Here is an 18,254-nt window from a genome sequence, read left to right as displayed (position 1 = left end):
TCCAGTCCGGCGCAGCACCGGAGAACCGGAGTCCGCAGCATGTCCCAGCAGGCGTTCACCCATACCAAGCCGCACGTCAACATCGGCACCATCGGTCACTTCGGCCATGGCAAGACCACGCTCACCGCGGCGATCGTCAAGGTGCTTGCCGCGCGGGCGACGGCCGTGCCCGTCCCCGTCCCGGTACCGCCGGCCGCCGTACTCGTCGCCGGTCCCGACCGGGTACCGGACGAGGGGTGCGGCGGCGCACCCGGCACGCGCCGGGAACACGAGCGTCCGGCGCAGTCGGACCCCGGGCGCCCGGAGCACGTACTCCCGGATCGCCGGCTCCCGGATCACCGACTTCTGGACCACCGGCTCCCGGACCACCGCCTTCTGGAGCTTGCAGACCCGGAGCGCGAGCACCCGGAGCGCGAACACCTGGAATACGAAACCGACTTCCGCCGCTACACGCACACCGACCTGCCCGGCCGCGCTGACCGCGTCGCCCGGGTGATCGCGGGCCTGTCCCGGCTCGACGGGGCGATCCTGGCCGTCTCGGCCGTCGACGGCGTCGGGCCGCAGACCGTCGAACACGTCCTGCTGGCACGTCACATGGGCGTCGAACACCTCGTCGTGGCGCTGACCAAGGCCGACGCCGCGCAACCCGAACTGACCGCCCTCACCGAGGTCCGAGTCCGCGAGCTGCTCTCCGCGCACGGATACCGCGGGGAGCTGACCCCGGTCGTCCGGGTCGCCGCCCTCGGCGCCCTGGCCGGCGACCCCCGCGCGACCGCCACCATCGAGGCGCTGCTCGACGCCGTCGACACCTGCCTCCCCGATCCGCCGCGGGCCGTGGCCGCGCCGTTCCTGCTGCCGGTGGAGCGGGTGGTGATCCTGCGTGGTGTGGGCGCCGCCGTCACCGGCGCGGTAGAACGCGGCAGTGTGCGCCTCCGGGACCTGGTCGAGGTTCCGGAGGCGCGGGCGCGAGCGGAGGTCACGGGTCTGGAGAGCTTCGGACGTCCGCTGGACACAGCCTGGGCGGGCGACCGGGTCGCGTTGGTGCTCCATGGGGCGCGGGAGCGTGAAGTCCGGCGCGGGGACGTCGTCGTCGCGCCGGACAGCGTGACCACGCACCACCGCTTCTCCGCCCGACTGCGCCTGCTCACCCCGGAGGACGGCGGCCGGCACGCGCCCTTCGCCACCGGCGTCCGGGCCGGGTTCCACTTCCGTACGGCGGCGCCGGCCGGCCGGCTCGACCTCGGCCCGCGCGGACTCGTGCGCCCGGGCGAGACGGTCGACGTGACCGCCGTCCTCGACCGCCGGGCCCCGCTCGAACCCGGGCTCCCCTTCGTCCTCCGCGAGGGCGGACGCACCGTCGGCACGGGCACGGTCACCGCCGCGGAGGGGTGACGGGCCGGCGGGCGGCGCCGGACAGGTCCGGACGGTCCCCGGCGCTCGGCACAATGGTGTCGTGGACGAACCGATACCCGTGACCCGCGACGTCGACGGCGGCACCGCCAAGCTGCTGCCCGACGTCGACCGTGAGCGCGCCTGGCTGCTGACGGTCGACGGCGCGCCCCAGTCCTACGTCGACCTGGGGGACCCCGCGCACCTGGAGTTCGAGTACGCGCGGCGGATCGGGCACGTCCTCGACACGGCGGCCGAGCCGGGCCGGCCGCTGGACGTCCTGCACCTCGGCGGCGGTGCCCTCACCCTGCCGAGGTACACCGCGGCCACCCGGCCGGGATCGCGGCAACTGGTCGTGGAGGCCGACCGGGGGATCGTCGGGCTGGTGGCCGAACACCTGCCGCTGCCCGCGGAGTCGGGCGTCACCGTCCGCGCCCAGGACGCCCGGGCCGCGCTGGAGGAGGCCGCCGACGCCTCGGCGGACGTGATCGTCGCCGACGTCTTCGGCGGTTCGCGGGTGCCCGCGCACCTCACCTCCGTCGAATACGCCCGCTCGGCCGCCCGGGTGCTCCGCCCCGGCGGCCGGTACGCGGCCAACCTGGCCGACGGGGCGCCCTTCGACTTCCTGCGGTCCCAGATCGCGACGTTCGCGGCGGTCTTCCCCCGGCTGTGCCTGATCGCGGAGGCGTCGATGCTGCGCGGCCGCCGGTTCGGCAACGCGGTCCTCGTCGCCTCCACCGCCGAGCTGCCGCTGGACGTCCTGGCCCGGTGCGCCGCCGGGGACGCCTTCCCCGCGCGGGTCACCCACGGCGACGCCCTGGCCCGCTTCGCGGCGGGCGCGGTCCCGGTGGGCGACGGGGACGCGGTCGGGTCGCCGGAGCCGCCGAACGGGGCGTTCGGGATCGGGTGACGCGGCAGCCCGCCGGACCGGGCGGATGCGAGCGGTCCGCCGGATCCGTCAGGAGGCGGACGGCAACGGCCGCAGCGAACTCATGATCTTCTTGACGACGTCGTCCGACACCTCGTCCTTGACGCCCTTGGCGGAGTACAGCACCCAGGTCACCAGGTCGCCGTCCTTGTTCTTGAACGTCACGGTGAACGCCTTGCCGTCCGTCGCGCAGGAATCGGACTTGTCGACCCCGGTCACGGTGGCCGACGAGGTGTAGCCGCTGACGCCGTGGTCGCTGGTGAAGGGCTTGGGCTTGGTCCGGGCGAAGCGGCCGGTCTTCTTCTGGTCGTAAGCGGCCCAGACCCAACTGAGGGCCTCGGTCTCGGCGGCGTCGGCCTCGCTCTTCGCCCCCTGCGCGCCCTTGGTCCCGGTGCCGCCGATGCTGTTGTTCGCCTTGCACGCGCCGGGCTTGTAGCTCGCGACGGAGCTCATGCTGATGACGGACTTGCCCTTGTCGTCCAGGAAGCCGGACGACATCCCGGGCTCGACCTTCCAGTCCGCCGGCACGTCGAAGACCGTCAGCCGCTTGGCGCTGATGACGGGCTTCCAGCCGTCGATCACCGGCTTGACCGCGTCGTCGTCCCCCCGCCCGCCACCCGTCGGCTCCGGCGTGGCGGAGCCGCTGGGGGAGGCGCTCGCAGACGCGGACGCCGGTGCGGAGGCCGGCGGCTTGGGATCCTCATGGGCGGAGGTCTTCTCGCCGTCGTCCTTCAGCACCACGAAGCCGGTGACCACCGCGGCCGCCACCACGGCCAGGGCCGCCGTCACCGCGATGACGGTGGTGCGCCGGCCGCCGCCCCCGCCCGGCGGGCCCGGCGGAGCCGGCGGCGGAGGTGTCTGCCACTGCGGCCCGCCCGGCTGTCCGCCCCCGGTTCCGCCCGGCTGCGCGTAGGGGTTCTGCTGCGGGTGGGCGGGCTGCCCGTACGGATTGGGCTGTCGGTACCCCGGCTGCTGGTACGGGTTCGGCTGCTGCGGGTTCTGCTCGCCCCCGTTGGCGGGCTGCTGTCCTGGCCACATGGCCGACAACCATAAGGGGCCGAGACGGCGGGTAGGATCGCCGGCCCTTTTCGCCTCGCCCTACCGACTGGTAACTTCGCTCCATGTCTGACACGACCCAGCCCTCGATCGGCGATCTGCTCGCGGCCACCGTGCCCATGGTCCGCACCCTCAACCTCGTCTACGAGGAGACCACCCCGGAGCGCGCGGTACTGCGCCTGCCCGACCAGGCCGAGTACCGGAACCACGTGGGCGGCCCGCACGCCGGCGCCATGTTCACCCTGGCCGAGTCGGCGAGCGGGGCGATCGTCCTGGCCGCGTTCGGCGACCACCTGTCGCGGATGACACCGCTCCCCGTCCGGGCCGAGATCGCGTTCAAGAAGATCGCCAAGGGCGAGGTCACCGCCACCGCCGTCCTGGGCCGCCCGGCCGCTGAGGTGCTCGCGGAACTCGACGCCGGCGAGCGCCCCGAGTTCCCGGTGCGGATCTCCATCACCCGCGAGGACGGGGCGGAGACCGGCGAGATGTCCGTCGTCTGGACGCTGCGCCCCAACGCCTGACCGCTGACCTCGCCGGGGGAGGGGCCGGTCGACGCGGACTCCGCGCCGACCGGCTCCGCCCCCCGCTGTCGCGTCACCGTGCGGTCACAATGCGGGAACGGCCGGAAGGCCCGGAAGGACGGACGACGCGGAGGGCTTTTGTCAGTCCGAGTCCGTATATGAACGCCGTGAGGCAGGCCACCGTGGACGTGGCGCCGGGTCCGGCGGTCCGCCGCACGGGCGCCGCACCGGAACAATGCGAACAAATGGCCGTTCCCCTCAACCGATCGCCCCGGAGATGAGTCCTTACCTCCAGTAGGCTTCCCGGCGTGCGCCGCCTCGGCGCACGCCGGGAACAGTTCGTCAACCGGGGAGGAACCGGCGTTGCACATCCAGGAGTGGCTCGAATCCGTACCGGCGGTCGCCGTCTACCTGCTGGTGGGCGGGGTCATCGGGCTGGAGAGCCTGGGCATCCCGCTCCCCGGCGAGGTCGTCCTCGTGAGCGCCACGCTGATGGCCGCCACCCAGGACCACATCAATCCCTACATCCTCGGCGCCTGCGCCGTCGCCGGCGCCATCATCGGCGACTCGATCGGCTACCTGATCGGCCGCAAGGGCGGCAAGCCGCTGCTCGAATGGCTCGGCCGCAAGTTCCCCAAGCACTTCGGCCCGCACCACGTCGCCACCGCCGAGCGGTCCTTCGAGAAGTGGGGCATGTGGGCCGTCTTCGTCGGCCGCTTCATCGCCCTGCTGCGCATCTTCGCCGGCCCGCTCGCCGGCGTGCTGCACATGCCGTACTGGAAGTTCCTCATCGCCAACGTCCTCGGCGGCATCGTCTGGGCCGGCGGTACGGTCGCCCTCATCTACACGGTGGGCAAGGCCGCCGAGGAGTGGATCGGCAAGTTCGCCTGGCTGGGCCTGCTGGCCGCCGTGCTCTTCGGGGTGGGCTCCTTCGTCGTCATGCGGATCAAGGCCAAGAAGGCCAAGGCCGAGAGCGAGGCGGACCTGGCCGCCGAACGGCCGGAGACGGTTCCCGCCGGCGACTGACGCGCTGCCTGTTGTGATCTTCACCCCATCCGGCCCCGACGCCTCCAGGCGCCGGGGCCGTCGGTCTACCGTGCCGGGAACGACGGCGACGAGGAGCGGACCATGACGACGGAACGGGCACTGATCACCGGTGTGGGCGGCAAGGAACCGACGGTCGACCCGGCGGCGTTCACCGCGCCCACCTCCGTCGTCCTCGGCGACGTCACCCTCGCCCCCGGCTCCGGCGTCTGGTACCACGCCGTCCTGCGCGCCGACTGCGGGCCCATCACCCTGGGCGCGGACAGCAACATCCAGGACAACTGCACCGTCCACGTCGACCCCGGCTTCCCCGTCGCCATCGGCGAACGCGTGACCGTCGGCCACAACACCGTCCTGCACGGCTGCACCGTCGAGGACGACGTCCTCGTCGGCATGGGCGCCACCGTCCTCAACGGCGCCCACATCGGCGCCGGCTCCCTCGTCGCCGCCCACGCTCTGGTGCCCCAGGGCATGCGGGTCCCGCCGGGCTCCCTGGTGGCCGGCGTCCCGGCCAAGGTCCGCCGGGAGCTGACCGACGAGGAACGCGAACACATCCGCATCAACGCACTCCTCTACGTGGAACTGGCGAAAACCCACCGCGAGGCGCTGGGCGGCTGACCCGTTCCGGCCGGCCGCCACCGCCGCCGGGCCCCGGATCCGGGGACGCCCGCGGGCCGGGACGGCCAGGCGCCGGAAGGCGTACGTGCCGCACCGCCTACGCGCTTGAACGCAGTGACCCCGCGCGGGGGTTGGGGCATAATCGCGGGTGCTTCGGCCGTACGAGTGTCGGGGGTGGCCTGCGGTGGCCCGGTATCTGGATGTGCCGCTGGACGGCGGCGGCAGTGTGCTGATCGAAGTGGCCGGGGACCCCGGCGGTGATCTCGAGCGCGTGGGCCGGGGGCGGCAGCTCGTCCACGACGCGGCGGAGACGCTGCAGCAGGCGCTGGCCCGCGTCCGGCCGGCCGTGGGCGCGGTCCTGGACAGCGTGCGGGACATGGCCGAGGCTCCCGACCACGTGAAGCTCGAGTTCGGGGTGAAGCTCACGGCCGAGGCGGGGGTCGTAGTGGCCCGCGCGGCGAGCGAGGCGAACTTCACCGTGACGGTCGAGTGGACGCGGCGCGACCCGGGCGGCGGCGATGCCTCCTGAGGGAGCGGCCCCGCGAACCGGCCGGGACCGGCTCGTCCCCGGTCTCGCGCGGATCCGGACCGTTTCCGGCCCGGTGGCCGGAGCCGGCTTCCTGGTCGGCGACGACCTGGTGTGCACCTGTGCCCACGTGGTGGCCGACGCACTGGGCACCGAGGCGACGGTGGCGGACGCGCCGGAAGGAAGCGTGTGGGTGGAGTTCCCGCTGCTCGCCCCGGGCGCCCTGGTCGAAGCCGTCGTCCACCACTGGGAACCGATCGGCCCCGACGACCGCGGCGACATCGCCCTGCTGCGGCCGGCGGAGCGCGTACCCGGCACCCTGCCCGTCCCCCTCGTCGCCGGCGGAGACGTATGGAACCACGAGTTCCGGGTGCTGGGGTTCCCGAGGGACCGGGACCACGGTGTATGGGCCCACGGCCGGTTGCGCGGCGTCCAGGGGCTGGGCTGGGTGCAGATGGACGCCTCCCCCGGCATACGGATCGAGCGCGGCTTCAGCGGCTCACCGGTGTGGGACGACGCCCTGGGCGGCGTGGTCGGGATGACGGTGGCGGCCGACGGCCCCGCCCGTCCCGGCACCGCCTACCTCGTTCCCGTCGCCGCCCTGGGCGAGGTGGCGCCGCGGCGCTGGCCCTGCCCCTACCGCGGCCTGTCGCCGTTCACCGAGGAGGACAGCGCCCTGTTCCACGGCCGGGACGCCGACATCGACCGGCTGGCGGCCGCCGTGCGCGGGCCCGGACCGGTGGCGGTGACCGGTCCGTCCGGAAGCGGCAAGTCCTCGCTGGTCCGCGCGGGGTTGATCCCCCGATTACGGGCCGAGGGCACCACCGTGACCACGGTCCGACCGCTGACCGGCCCCCCTCCGGCGCTGCAACTCGCCCAGGCGCTGCTCCCCGCTCTGGAACCGGGCCTCGGCGAGGTCGCCCGGCTGGAGCGGGCCAGGTCGCTCGCCGCCCTGCTGGGCACGGACGAGGCCGGGCTGGTCGCCGCACGGCTGGCGGAGCGCGCCGGCCCGGGCGGACATCTGGCGTTCCTGGACCAGTTCGAGGAACTCACCGCCGTCGATCCGGGGGCGGCTCGCGAACTCTTCGGCGTCCTCACGCGCATGACGGCGTCCGCCCCCGGGCTGCGCGTGGTGGCGACCCTGCGCACCGAGTCCGTCGACGCCCTCCTGACCAGCGCCGTCGCCACGTCCCTCCGCACGGTGCTGATCGCCCCGCCGGACCGCGGACAACTGACGGCCGCCATCGTCGAACCGGCCGCCTCGGTGCCGGGCCTGGTCTTCGAACCCGGCCTGGTGGAACGGATCCTGACGGACGCGGGCAGCGAACCCGGCCGGCTGCCGCTGGTGGAGTTCGCCCTGACACGGCTCTACGAGCACCGGGTCGCCGGGCTGCTGACCCACGCCGCATACGACGCCGTCGGCCGGGTGACAGGAGCCCTGGCCGCCTACGCCGAGGAGACCTGGCTCCATCGCCTCACACCCGGCGAACGCCCGGTCGTACGACGCGTCTGCACCCAGCTCGCCCGCCCCGACGGCCGCGGGGGGTTCGTCAGACGTCCGACGCCGGCGCGTTCGCTGGACGCCGACGACTGGCCGGTCGTCCTGCGGCTCGCCACCGAGACCCGTCTGGTGATCGTCGGTCAGGACGCCGAAGGCGAACCGATCGTCGACCTCACCCATGACGCGCTGATCCGCCAGTGGCCGCGGCTGGCCGGCTGGCTGGTGGAGACCCGCGAATTCCGGGCCTGGCAGGAGCAGTTGCGTGAACACATGGCCCAGTGGCGGGACACGGGCGAGGACCGGGGCGGCCTCCTCCGCGGCGCACCGCTGGCCCGCGCCCGGGAATGGCTCGCCTCCCGACCGGACGACATCGCACCGGACGAGAAGGAGTTCATCCGGACCAGCCGGCGCACCGAACGCCGCGGCATCCGGCTGTGGCGCGCCGTGACGGCCACCGCCCTGGCGCTCGCTCTGGCGGCGGGCGTACTCGCGGTGCTGACCGTACGAGGCAACGCCGTCATCCAGCGCCAGCTCCGCACCCAGGCGTCCTCCCTCATCGGACAGGAGGCCCGGCGTCAGGCGGGTACCGCCCCGGCCACGGCGCTGCAACTCGCCCTCACCGCGTGGAAGAGCGACCCCGGCACCAGTGAGGCGTACGCTGCCCTGCTCCAGCAGTACCTCGCGCTGGGCACGGCGGAGAAGGTCCTGCCCGGCCTGTGGCCCGGAGCGTTCGGTTCCTGGCACCCGTCCGCCGACGGGCGGACGGTCGTCGTCTCGTCCTCCGGGACGGACGGCGGGCAGGCGATCACGGTGTGGACCGGGATGCAGGGCGACGACCCCCGACCGTGGCGGGTGCCGGAGCGGTCCGGCAGCGTCACCGTCGCGCTGAGCCCCGACGGACGCACGCTGGCGGCGGCCAGGACGGACGGGACGGTGGCGCTGTGGGACGTGCCCGGCCGGCGGGGGCCGTTCGTCCTGCGGGGCCGGGACGCGGTGGTCACCGACCTGGTCCAGGACACGAGCAGTCTGGCGTTCTCGTCGGACGGCACGCGGCTGCTGCAACTGCGGCTGGGAACAGGGGACTTGGTCAGCCGACGGCGGCCCGCCGGTTTCTTCGTCTGGGACGTGCGCCGCCGGCGTCCGCTGCCCACAGGGCCGCTCGTCTCTCCCGCGAATCCCCCTGTGGAGGCTGCCTTCGGGCGGGACTCCGGCTCCGTGGTGCTCGTGGCGGGGGAGGGAAGGGGAGCGGAGAAGAACAGCGCTGTGGAAGCCGACCTGGCGACGGGCAAGAGGAGACGTCAGGTCTTCGGGAGCGAAGTGGTCCTGGCCGAGGGGGCCCGGGCCGTCGTGACCTGTTCGCTCCTCGGGGAGCCAGGTCGCGTGGTGCGGGTCACGGACCTCCGTTCCGGTGCGACGCGTGCCATCGAGGGGCAGACCTCCTGCTCGGGCGACGCTCCGAAGTACGACGACCATCCCCTGGACGGCACGGGCCGGTACCTGGTGGAGAAGACCACGGCGGACGGCCAACGGTACGGCCTGGTCGTCCTGACCGACGTCGTGACCGGCCGGACGTACCGGACGACCGTGCCGTCACCCGACGTCGCGGCGGTGTCCGCCGAGTCGATCGGCGAGCACCTGCTGGTGCTGCCGAGCCCCGACGGCCGCCCGGTGGTGCTCGCGGCCGTGGGCGCGGACCTGCTGCGGCTGCGCGCCACGGAGATCCCCCCGGTCGGCCTGCCCACCAAGCACAATGCCCTGACGGTGCTCCGGCCTGGCTCGTCCGCCACCGAGCCGCTCAGCCCGGACGGCCGGTACTGGGCTAGCGTCTTCGACAAACGCGTGACCGTCATCGACGCCCGCACCCACCGCCTGCTGGCCGACGAGCCGACCCCTCCCGGCGAGCTCTTCAAAGTGGCGTTCAGCGGGGACAGCCGGTCCCTCGGCGTCCTGGCCGGCGACACCCTCACCGTCTACACCGTGCCCGGCCTCGCCCGCGCCTTCCGGGCCCGGATCCCCGATCCGCCGCTGACCGGGCCCGAAGACACCAGCAGCATGTTCTCCCAGTGGTACACGGACGTTCTTCCCGGTACGGGGAGCGAGGTGGTGGTGTGGAGAGGAGGCGCCTTCTCCCGGTGGGACACCACGAGCGGACGTCCGGCGGCGCCCCCACTGGAGATCGCCCGGACCGGCGAGGAAGCCCGGGAACTCGCCAACCAGGCCCACGTCTTTCCGCGCGCCGGCCACTCCCGCCAGTACATGGTGGCCACACCGGACGGCAGCGTACGGCTGTGGGACCTCGGGCGGCGTTCGCTTGTCTCCCGCTTTCACGCGGGCACCGCTTTCGACTCCGGGCACACGTCGGCTCCGCTCGTCTCCGATGACGAGGGCGAGCGGGTGGCCGTGGTCAACGTGAGGGGGACGGTGACCGTACGTGCCGTAGGCTCCGGGCGCCCGCTGTTCGAGACGCTTCCGGTCAAGGATCTGCACTGGATCGTCGGCTTCGGGCCACGCGACACCTTGCTGGTTCTGGTCGAGAACGGCCGGGCCGATGTGTTCGCACTGCAAGTCTGGGACCTCGCCCACCACCGGCTGATCACCATGATCGACACACCGGCCAAGGCCCACCACTGGATGGTGCGGGACGGCCGGCTCACCGCCTACCTGATGCGCACCGAACTCTCGGTCTCCCTGCGGCCGGAGGTGTGGTTCCGTACCCTTTGCGCGGCCGGTGGCCGGGCCCCCACGGCGGAGGAGCGGAAACTGCTGCCGGCGGGCGCGGACTCGTCGGCGCCCTGCCACTGACGGCCGCCCGGCCATGGTCCGTCGGGAGGGCCGCCGCCCGGTGGCCTGCCGTGGTGGGGGCAAGATCACAGGGTGGGCCCGGGCCGCCGTGGGGTCGGCTGAGTACGGTGGGCAGGTGCCGAAGTATCGAAACACGTTCTCGTCCGGCGCCGCTTCGGCTCTCGGGGCCTGGCGGCGCCGTGCCGTCTCGCGCGTGGTCCACCGCGGCTGGCGCTGGGTGCAGGACCATGGCGCGGTGACCGCGGAACGCCCGGGTCCGTACCGTTTCCGCAGGATCGGGGACCACACGCGCCTCGCGTTCCCCCTGGGCACCGTGTTCGGGGAGCAGTGGATCGAGATCGGCGACCACTGCATCATCGGCGAACAGGTCACGCTGACCGTCGGCATGGTGCCCGGCATGGACCTCGGGCCCGATCCGCTGCTGCGGCTGGGCAACGGTGTCGTGCTCGGCCGGGGCAGCCATGTGATCGCCTCGCGGGAGGTGACCATCGGGGACGACGTCTTCTGTGGCCCGTACGTCTATGTGACGAGCGACAACCACTCGTACGAGGACCCCGGGCAGCCCATAGGCCGGCAGTGGCCGCGCAGCGCGCCGGTGGTGATCGGCCCGGGCAGTTGGCTGGGCGCCGGAGCGGTGATCCTGCCCGGGGCCCGACTGGGACGGAACGTCGTGGTGGCCGCCGGGGCGGTGGTCCGTGGCGAGGTGCCGGACCACGCCGTGGTGGCCGGCGTACCGGCGAAGGTCGTCCGGCGGTGGGACGAGGAACGGGGCTGGACCCCGCCGCTGCGGCCGGTACCGGAGCGCGAGACGACGGAGTCGTGAGGGCGGGGGTGTGGGGGCGAGGGGGCGGGGGTCGGGGAGGGATGTGAGGTGCCGGATGCCCGCCGGGCACCCTCCGGCGACGCTCAGCCCGTCGCGAGCAGCACCGTGCCGACCAGCGCCAGCCCCGCGCCCGACGCCTGCACCGAACGCAGGCGCTCGTTGAGGACGCCGCGCGCCGTCAGCGCGGTGACCACCGGATAGAGCGAGGCGAGGACGGCCGCGACGGTGACCGGGCCGCTGTGGGCGGCCACGCTGTAGGTGCCGTTGGCCGCCACGTCGGCCAGTCCGACGAAGGCCAGGGCGGGCAGGACGGGCAACAGGGCGCTCCGGCCGCCGTCCGGCAGCACCGCGCCGCCGCGCCGCGCGGAGACGAGCAGGGCGCCGCCGCCGACGAGCACGTTGCACAGCCGCTGGACGAACAGCGCCAGGAACAGGCCGGTCAGGGTGTGTGAGGCCTCGGCGACCAGGGCCATCACCGCGCCGAACCCGAAGGCCGCGACGAGCGTGAGGAGCAGGGTCTGCCGCCGTACCGCGCCGCCGCCCGGCCCGCTCGCCAGGACCACACCGGCCACGGCGACCACGATGCCCGCGACCTTGAGCGCGCCGGGCCGCTCGCCGGCCGCCAGGCCGACGCCGAGCGGCACGAGGACGCCGCCGAGCGCGGCGACGGGGGCGACGACGCCCATCGGCCCCTGGGACAGCGCCTGGTAGAAGAAGAGCATCGCCACCGGGCCGATCACCCCCGCGGCCACCGCGAACCACAGTCGGGGGCCGGCCTCGGACCAGCCGCCGGTCGCGACGACGATCGTCCCCAGCGCGGTGAGGGCCAGTATCTGGGAGATCACGACCACGGTCAGGGCCGGGATCCGCCGGGTGAGCAGGCCGCCGCCGAAGTCGGCCAGCCCCCAGAGGAGACTGGTGGCCAGGGCGAAGATCGGTGTCATGGGGTGAACCTCACAGTGCAGTACAGTGAATGCGCGATCGAGCACACACTAGTTCACTGCACTGAACCGTGTCGTCGAACATATTGGATGGAAAGTGACGACGGACCTCGACCAGCTCACGCAGTCGCTCGCCCGGAACCTCAAAAATTGGCGCGCCGAGCGGAACTTCACCCTCGACGCCCTCGCGGCCCGCTCCGGGGTGAGCCGCGGCATGATCATCCAGATCGAGCAGGCACGGACCAACCCCAGCGTCGGCACCACCGTCAAGCTCGCCGACGCCCTCGGCATCAGCATCACCACACTGCTCGACTACGAGCACGGCCCCCGCGTCCGGCTGGTCCCGGAGGGGGAGGCCGTGCAGATGTGGTCCACCGAGGCCGGCAGTCGTACGTCCCTGCTGATCGGCGCCGAGAGCCCCGGCCCGCTGGAACTGTGGGACTGGCGGGTGGAACCCGGCGACGCCAGCGCCTCCGACCCGCATCCGGCCGGCACCGTCGAACTGCTCCGCGTGACCTCCGGGACGCTCACCCTCGTCGTCGACGAGGAGGAGTACACCGTCCCCGCCGGAACGGCGGCGGCGCTCGAGGCCGACGCCCGGCACACGTACCGCAACGACGGGAGCGAGCCCGTCACGATGACGATGGTGGTGGCGGTGCCGCCGCTGCGGCCGATGACGTCCGGTGGGCCGGTGCGGTCCGGTGGGCCGATGCCCCGCGACTCCACCCACCGTGCCTGACACGGCTGTTAGCGTGGCGGCATGATCAGGCAACGGACCCCCATGGACGCCTTCGACGACGTCCGGCCCGCGTCGGAACGGGCGGACCTGCTCGTGCCGCCCGTCGCCGCGGCCCTCCGCGCCCGGCCCTTCGGCGGCCCGGCCGGCGCCGGTACCGCCGAGCGGGTACTGCACGTGGACACCGCGCCCGAAATCGCCGACACCGCCGTGCTGGTGGAGAACCACGGCCCCTGGCTGCTGGAACAGTCCGCCAACTGCGTCGTCGTCGCCGCGAAGCGCGGCGGGGTCACCGGCCTCGCCGCCTGCGTCGCCCTCGGCCACACCCGCGTCGACGTCAACGGCACCGTCCGACGGCACCTGGGCGCGCGCAAAGTCTCGTTCGCGCCCATGGACACCGCTCTGGAAGCCACCGGCATGGAATACGGCGGCATCACGCCGATCGGACTGCCCGCCGACTGGCCGCTGCTCATCGACGCGGCGGTCGTCGCGACCCCGTACGTCCTCATCGGCAGCGGCAGCCGGCGCGGCAAACTCATCGTTCCGGGCCCGGCCCTGGCCGAACTCCCGGGCGTAACGGCGCTGGAGGGCCTGGCGTCCCCCGCCTGAACCCGGGCCCCGGCCTGACCCTGCTTCCGCCGCTCAGCGACCCGGGAGAGGGAGGGGCCGGGACGACACGTCGAGCGAGAGCGCCGTCGAGTGCTCGGCGAACCCGAGCGAGCGGTACAGCCGCTCGGCGTCCGCCGTCGCGTGCAGGTCCACCCGCGTCACACCGTGCGCCGCGAACCAGCCGAGCAGCGCCTCCGTCGTCGCCCGCCCGAACCCCCGCCCCCTGTACCGGTCGTCGGTGCAGACACTGAACACGAACCCGAACCGCCCGGTGGGATGACCGGGCGCCGGCAGCCGCTGCTCCACCGTCCCCATCGCGCACGCCGCCAGATGCGGCGCCCCCGCCCCTTCCCCCGGATCCCCGTCCACGACGAACGCCCCCAGCCGCGGAACCGGGTCGGTCAACCGCTCGCGCACGATCCCCTCGGCCGTCCGCTCCCACTCCCCGGGGGAGTCGTACCCGTCCATGGCGGCGAACATCAGCCGACGCAACCGGACCATCTCGGCCGCGTCCTCGGGACGGGCCGCACGCGTTTCGATCATGCCGCGACGCTAACGGAGGCCCGCACGCCCGGGGAGCCGGGGGAACTCGATGGCCGGGCAGCGATCCATGACCATGTCCAGCCCCGCGGCGCGCGTCCGCTCGTACGCTTCCTCGTCGACGACACCCAACTGGAACCAGACCGCCTTGGCGCCGACCGCCACGGCCTCGTCCGCGACGGCCCCGGCGAGCTCGGACCGTACGAACACGTCCACGACGTCGACGGGGAACGGCACGTCGGAGAGCGACGCGTATCCCTGCTCCCCGCCGACGGCCTCCGCCTTGGGGTGCACCGGCACGACGCGCTTGCCGTGGCGGCGCAGGACTTCGGCCACGCCGTAGGCGGCGCGGTGCTTGTTACCGGAGAGGCCGACCACCGCCCAGGTGTCGCCGCTCCGCCGGAGGATCTTCTCGATGATGCCTGGTTCCGCGTACATGCCCCGGTCAACGGGGCGTGAGGCGTCGGCATTCCCGACGGAGAGGTGTCGGGACGAAGCTCGTGTGGCATCGGAGGGGCGTGCGTCCGCCAGGGCAGGTCCGCGTGCCCATGGGTGACGGGCAGGCCGGTGACGGTACCGCTGTCCCGGGGCCGGCGCGCCGGGCCGATGCGTCCCGCGCGTTGCGAGTGCACCAGCCCGCGGCGACGCTCACCGGGCCCGTGCGACAGGGCGCGGCGAGTTCAGTCGAGCGTAGGTCGTATGCCTGTTCGCCCGGCACCCTTGCCTAGGCCTTGCGGGCGAGGAGGTGCATCTCCTGGTACTGCCGCCGGTCGGTCGGCTGGGGTTCGCGGATCATCCGGGCCGTCTACGGTCATTCCCCCCTCACGCAGCAGTCCGGCGAGGTGGTCGGGCGACCAGCGGTAGGCGGGCGCGATCGGGTGGGTGCTCGTACAGCCGGTTTCGGCAGGTCGAAGCGGCAGTCGTGAAGGGAAAGGGCCTCTCGCGGGGTGCTTGGCCGGTTCTTTGATGCCTTGGTCTGCCCGTCATTGGGACGGGCGTACCGATTCGGCAAACACCCAACGTCTGTTCTCCTGCGGTGATATGGGACAGGCTGGAAGAGAGGCTGGACTGCGGATCCCTTGCCCTTTTTTGACTGTACGAGCCAACTTGACCATGACATGATCAGACCGCTCAGGGGCGGGCCGACCGCGGCAAGGGGGCAGCATGCGGTCGCCGGATTGCTCACTGCTGCGAGGTTCAGGGGGGAGTGGCTGGTGTGGGTGCGTAGAAGCGAGTTTGGCGAGGGGAAGGCCGCTATCACCCGATGGCGACTGGCAGTTGCTGTTGTCAGTGCAGTATTGGCTTGTATGCCGGCCACCACGGCTCGGTCCGATGACGCACGATCGCCGACGGTGCCGCCTTCGCATTCTTCGGACGTTCGCCTGGAGTACTTCGGTCTCCGCCAAGGCATTGAAGTGGGTGGCCCCATCGCCTTCAATGCCATGAACGTGCCGGCGGGAACAGATGAAGTGATCGTCACCTCGCCCGCTCTGGTCGAGCCGATTTCGCTGACCCCGTACAAAGCGGGCTCCGGCCAGTTTGCCCAGGTGGACAGCCCCGGAACGCACCACGAGATCCGCAGTGATATCCCTGGGGGCGTCTACCCCGTCACGGCGACGATCCGGGGCCGTGTCGTGGCCACCGTGCGGCTTGCCGTCGCCGGCAAGGACGCGCTGTCCATCGACCGGTTCGTCATCCATCCGAAAGGCGCGGCGCCATGCAGTTCCGATCCCGCGGCCGTTCGGCCCGGGAGTGAGGTCGACGTACTGGTCGCCGACACTCATATCGGCCGCCACGAGACCACGATGACAGTCAAATCACCTGCTTTCGCACACCCGGTGACCATCAAGAAAGGCGCCAACGAACCGGGATGCAAGGGGGATGACGGCGACGCCGTCTACGGCGGGCATGCCACTGTGCGGGACGATGTACCCCCCGGTCGGTACCCCATGACCGTGGTCACCGGCCGGCAGCGTGCGAGCCGGCAGATGACGGTGGCCGGAAAACCGGTGTCGCACGGTCACTCGTGGCTGCCCGCGGGCCTTGCCGCCGCCGGGATCGGCATCCTGGCTGCCCTTGGCCTTGTGGTGCGCCGCCGCCGGAAGGTCGCCGCTTCCCCCTCGACCTGATCAACTGCCAGGCGCGGAGAAGCGCTTCTGCCGTGACGTCGTGAGATGCGCTCATGGCGCTTGATTCTGCGGGCCTCGGCGGTTCACTAGCCCTCCGGCCCTTTGGCCGGAGCACTTCACCGTATGAGCGAAGGAATTCCCTTTGTCAATTTCTTGTTCGCGGCTACGCCGTTTGACTGTATCCGCTATAGGTGCCGCTCTGTTGCTGGCGGCCGGAGCGCCTCTCTCGCACGCCGATGGTGTGGGCAGAGAGCGCCGGACGACATCCCCGACTCCCGCTGCCGCTACCGCTGAGCCCCATTCGCCGGCCCGTCCGCCGGCCGCGCCACACTCGCCGGCCGCCCGGGACCCGAAGGTCGATGGCAGCGGGTGGACAGACGCTGACGCGCTGCGGTTCTGGACCCCCCAACGGATGGCGTCGGCGACCGACCCCGCCTTCCCCGCCGGGCGGTCCAGCGCGAGCGCTCCGCCCAAGCGGCGTGGCGCAGCAGCCGACATGCCGAAGGCGGAACACGTCCTGGGGCTCAAGTCCGTCGGTGTGGTCTTCACCTACGACAAGGATCCGACCACCGGAGAGATGCGGGCCCACCACTGCTCGGCCAGCGTGGTACAGAGCCCCGGCCACGACCTGATCCTCACCGCACACCACTGTGTGGCAGGTAATTCGATATTTGTTCCCTGGTACCGCACCGAATCCCCGCTGGACAAGCAGCAATACGGTTTCTACCGAGTGGAACGCTGGTACGCGGATCCCCGGTACGGCAAGTCCAACAACAAGAACCCGGAATCGGACCTGGACTTCGCCTTCGCGCAACTCGCCGCTTCCTCCAGCGGCAAGAAGGTCCAGGACGTCGTCGGAGCCAACTCGCTGGCACGCACGCCCGGATACAACAACAACGTCACCATGGTGGGCTATCCCGCGGCCAAGCACGACAGTGCGGACCATGCCGTACGCTGCCCCACCCAGACATGGGCGCTTCCCAACCAGTACCAGATGCAGGCGCTGTGCAGTGGCATGTACGGCGGGGTGTCCGGCGGCCCGTGGTTCTCGAAGGTCGACTGGAGCAACGGAACCGGCGAGATCATCGGTAACGTCGGCGGCTACAACGGCGGCGGAAACGATGAGAACGTCGACTGGTTGACCTACAGCCCCATGCACGGTGACTCGTTCTTCGAACTGTACGACGATGCCAAGGCCGGCCGGCAGGTCAAACGCTCCCAGCCCTACAAGCAGCCCCCGCTTCCCTACTCCATGGGCGGCGGCTCGACCTGGAAGCACGCCAAGCTGATGGCCTCTGGCGACTTCAACGGCAAGGGCCGCAGCGACATGATCGTGGTGTGGACCGACGGCGAGGTCACCCTCTACGACAGCAACGGCCGCGGTGGTTTCGACGGCGAGCGGCGTCTGATGAAGAAGGACAACGGCACATGGGATCACGCGGAAGCGATCACAGGCGGTGACTTCACCGGATCGTCCCAGTTCGACCTGATGGTGCGTTGGTCCGACGGTGAGGTCACGCTCTATGGCGACGTCGGCTCCAAGGGCCTGGACTGGGCCGGCACCCAGTTGATCGACCCCAAGAAGACCGACACGTGGAAGCACGCCACCCAGATCACCGCGGGTCGCTTCAACGCCGAGAAGTACGTCACCGACCTGATGGTGCGCTGGTCCGACGGCGAGCTCACCCTCTATACGAACGTCGGCGCCGAAAAGAAATTCGCGGAGGAACACAAACTCAAGGACCCCAAGGAAACCGATCACGCCTGGGAGAAGGCGACCCTGCTGACAGCCGGAGAGTACGGCGGAACCAGTAAGTGGGATCTGTTGGTGCGCTGGGAGGACGGCTCGATCAACAGCTACGTGGGCACCACGGCCGACAAGCTCGGTGCTACGCACACCGTCCACGGGGGCGACTTCGGCACCTGGACGCACAGCACCGTGATGACGACCGGCAACTTCACCGGCAATGGCCGAACCGATGACCTCGTCATTCGTTGGTCCGACGGCGAGACCTCCCTCTATCAGGACACCACCACCGAACACCTCGGCACGGAAATCAACCTCGTGCCCAAGGCGTGACACCGGCCGCG

The 18,254-nt window shown here is 71.9% G+C and carries 16 protein-coding genes and 1 pseudogene; 12 read left to right on the top strand and 5 right to left on the bottom strand.

Annotated elements, in window-relative coordinates:
• Positions 1-39 precede the first annotated feature (39 nt).
• Complete coding sequence (locus tag ACZ6X9_RS07070; RefSeq protein ID WP_469776920.1) at positions 40-1,392, top strand: GTP-binding protein; 1,353 nt, start codon at positions 40-42, stop codon at positions 1,390-1,392.
• A gap of 61 nt (positions 1,393-1,453) precedes the next feature.
• On the top strand, positions 1,454-2,299 hold the full coding sequence (locus tag ACZ6X9_RS07065) for a spermidine synthase (RefSeq protein WP_469776919.1): 846 nt from the start codon (positions 1,454-1,456) through the stop codon (positions 2,297-2,299).
• A 48-nt stretch (positions 2,300-2,347) separates the two neighbouring features.
• On the opposite strand, the gene ACZ6X9_RS07060 is transcribed toward ACZ6X9_RS07065, so the two are convergent.
• Entirely contained in the window at positions 2,348-3,355 is a 1,008-nt protein-coding gene (locus ACZ6X9_RS07060) for a DUF8017 domain-containing protein (protein ID WP_469776918.1), read from the bottom strand.
• 83 nt (positions 3,356-3,438) lie between these two features.
• On the opposite strand from ACZ6X9_RS07060, the gene ACZ6X9_RS07055 reads away from it, so the two are divergent.
• The 6 genes from ACZ6X9_RS07055 to ACZ6X9_RS07030 all read left to right on the top strand — a co-directional run bounded on the left by ACZ6X9_RS07055 (position 3,439) and on the right by ACZ6X9_RS07030 (position 11,208).
• Positions 3,439-3,894, top strand: a complete 456-nt coding sequence (locus ACZ6X9_RS07055) for a DUF4442 domain-containing protein (RefSeq protein ID WP_469776917.1) — start codon at positions 3,439-3,441, stop codon at positions 3,892-3,894.
• Positions 3,895-4,257: 363 nt separating this feature from the next.
• On the top strand, positions 4,258-4,920 hold the full coding sequence (locus ACZ6X9_RS07050; protein WP_469776916.1) for a DedA family protein: 663 nt from the start codon (positions 4,258-4,260) through the stop codon (positions 4,918-4,920).
• A gap of 102 nt (positions 4,921-5,022) precedes the next feature.
• Positions 5,023-5,556 carry a gamma carbonic anhydrase family protein gene (locus ACZ6X9_RS07045; RefSeq protein WP_469776915.1) on the top strand — a complete coding sequence of 178 codons (534 nt, stop codon included), beginning with the start codon at positions 5,023-5,025 and terminating at the stop codon, positions 5,554-5,556.
• A gap of 184 nt (positions 5,557-5,740) precedes the next feature.
• Positions 5,741-6,085, top strand: a complete 345-nt coding sequence (locus tag ACZ6X9_RS07040; RefSeq protein WP_469776914.1) for a CU044_2847 family protein — start codon at positions 5,741-5,743, stop codon at positions 6,083-6,085.
• On the top strand, positions 6,075-10,385 hold the full coding sequence (locus ACZ6X9_RS07035) for an nSTAND1 domain-containing NTPase (protein ID WP_469776913.1): 4,311 nt from the start codon (positions 6,075-6,077) through the stop codon (positions 10,383-10,385). Before ACZ6X9_RS07040 ends, ACZ6X9_RS07035 begins: the two co-directional genes overlap by 11 nt.
• A gap of 115 nt (positions 10,386-10,500) precedes the next feature.
• Positions 10,501-11,208 carry an acyltransferase gene (locus tag ACZ6X9_RS07030; RefSeq protein ID WP_469776912.1) on the top strand — a complete coding sequence of 236 codons (708 nt, stop codon included), beginning with the start codon at positions 10,501-10,503 and terminating at the stop codon, positions 11,206-11,208.
• An 83-nt stretch (positions 11,209-11,291) separates the two neighbouring features.
• On the opposite strand, the gene ACZ6X9_RS07025 is transcribed toward ACZ6X9_RS07030, so the two are convergent.
• Complete coding sequence (locus tag ACZ6X9_RS07025; protein ID WP_469776911.1) at positions 11,292-12,152, bottom strand: EamA family transporter; 861 nt, start codon at positions 12,150-12,152, stop codon at positions 11,292-11,294.
• 94 nt (positions 12,153-12,246) lie between these two features.
• Between ACZ6X9_RS07025 and ACZ6X9_RS07020 the strand changes: the two genes are divergently transcribed.
• Together ACZ6X9_RS07020 and ACZ6X9_RS07015 are read left to right on the top strand one after the other, a co-directional pair.
• Positions 12,247-12,888: a helix-turn-helix domain-containing protein gene (locus ACZ6X9_RS07020; protein ID WP_469776910.1), complete on the top strand. Its 642-nt coding sequence runs from the start codon at positions 12,247-12,249 to the stop codon at positions 12,886-12,888.
• 42 nt (positions 12,889-12,930) lie between these two features.
• Positions 12,931-13,494 (top strand): YbaK/EbsC family protein, encoded by a 564-nt coding sequence (locus tag ACZ6X9_RS07015; RefSeq protein ID WP_469777630.1) that lies wholly within the window; start codon positions 12,931-12,933, stop codon positions 13,492-13,494.
• Positions 13,495-13,527: 33 nt separating this feature from the next.
• Here ACZ6X9_RS07015 and ACZ6X9_RS07010 read toward each other — a convergent pair whose 3' ends face one another.
• The 3 genes and pseudogenes from ACZ6X9_RS07010 to ACZ6X9_RS07000 all read right to left on the bottom strand — a co-directional run.
• Complete coding sequence (locus tag ACZ6X9_RS07010) at positions 13,528-14,037, bottom strand: GNAT family N-acetyltransferase (protein ID WP_469776909.1); 510 nt, start codon at positions 14,035-14,037, stop codon at positions 13,528-13,530.
• A gap of 9 nt (positions 14,038-14,046) precedes the next feature.
• Positions 14,047-14,472, bottom strand: coding sequence for a CoA-binding protein (locus ACZ6X9_RS07005; RefSeq protein ID WP_469776908.1), 426 nt, complete (start codon positions 14,470-14,472; stop codon positions 14,047-14,049).
• 286 nt (positions 14,473-14,758) lie between these two features.
• Positions 14,759-14,915 (bottom strand): annotated as a pseudogene (locus ACZ6X9_RS07000) (SAM-dependent methyltransferase); the annotation flags it as partial.
• A 426-nt stretch (positions 14,916-15,341) separates the two neighbouring features.
• Between ACZ6X9_RS07000 and ACZ6X9_RS06995 the strand changes: the two are divergent.
• Together ACZ6X9_RS06995 and ACZ6X9_RS06990 are read left to right on the top strand one after the other, a co-directional pair.
• Positions 15,342-16,163 carry a hypothetical protein gene (locus ACZ6X9_RS06995; protein ID WP_469776907.1) on the top strand — a complete coding sequence of 274 codons (822 nt, stop codon included), beginning with the start codon at positions 15,342-15,344 and terminating at the stop codon, positions 16,161-16,163.
• Positions 16,164-16,575: 412 nt separating this feature from the next.
• Positions 16,576-18,243: a trypsin-like serine peptidase gene (locus ACZ6X9_RS06990; RefSeq protein WP_469776906.1), complete on the top strand. Its 1,668-nt coding sequence runs from the start codon at positions 16,576-16,578 to the stop codon at positions 18,241-18,243.
• The last annotated feature ends 11 nt before the right edge of the window (positions 18,244-18,254 follow it).

This window comes from Streptomyces sp. NPDC052910 (assembly GCF_055585605.1).
Note: the sequence above shows the minus strand (reverse complement) of the source record. Positions and strands in the feature narration are given on the sequence as shown.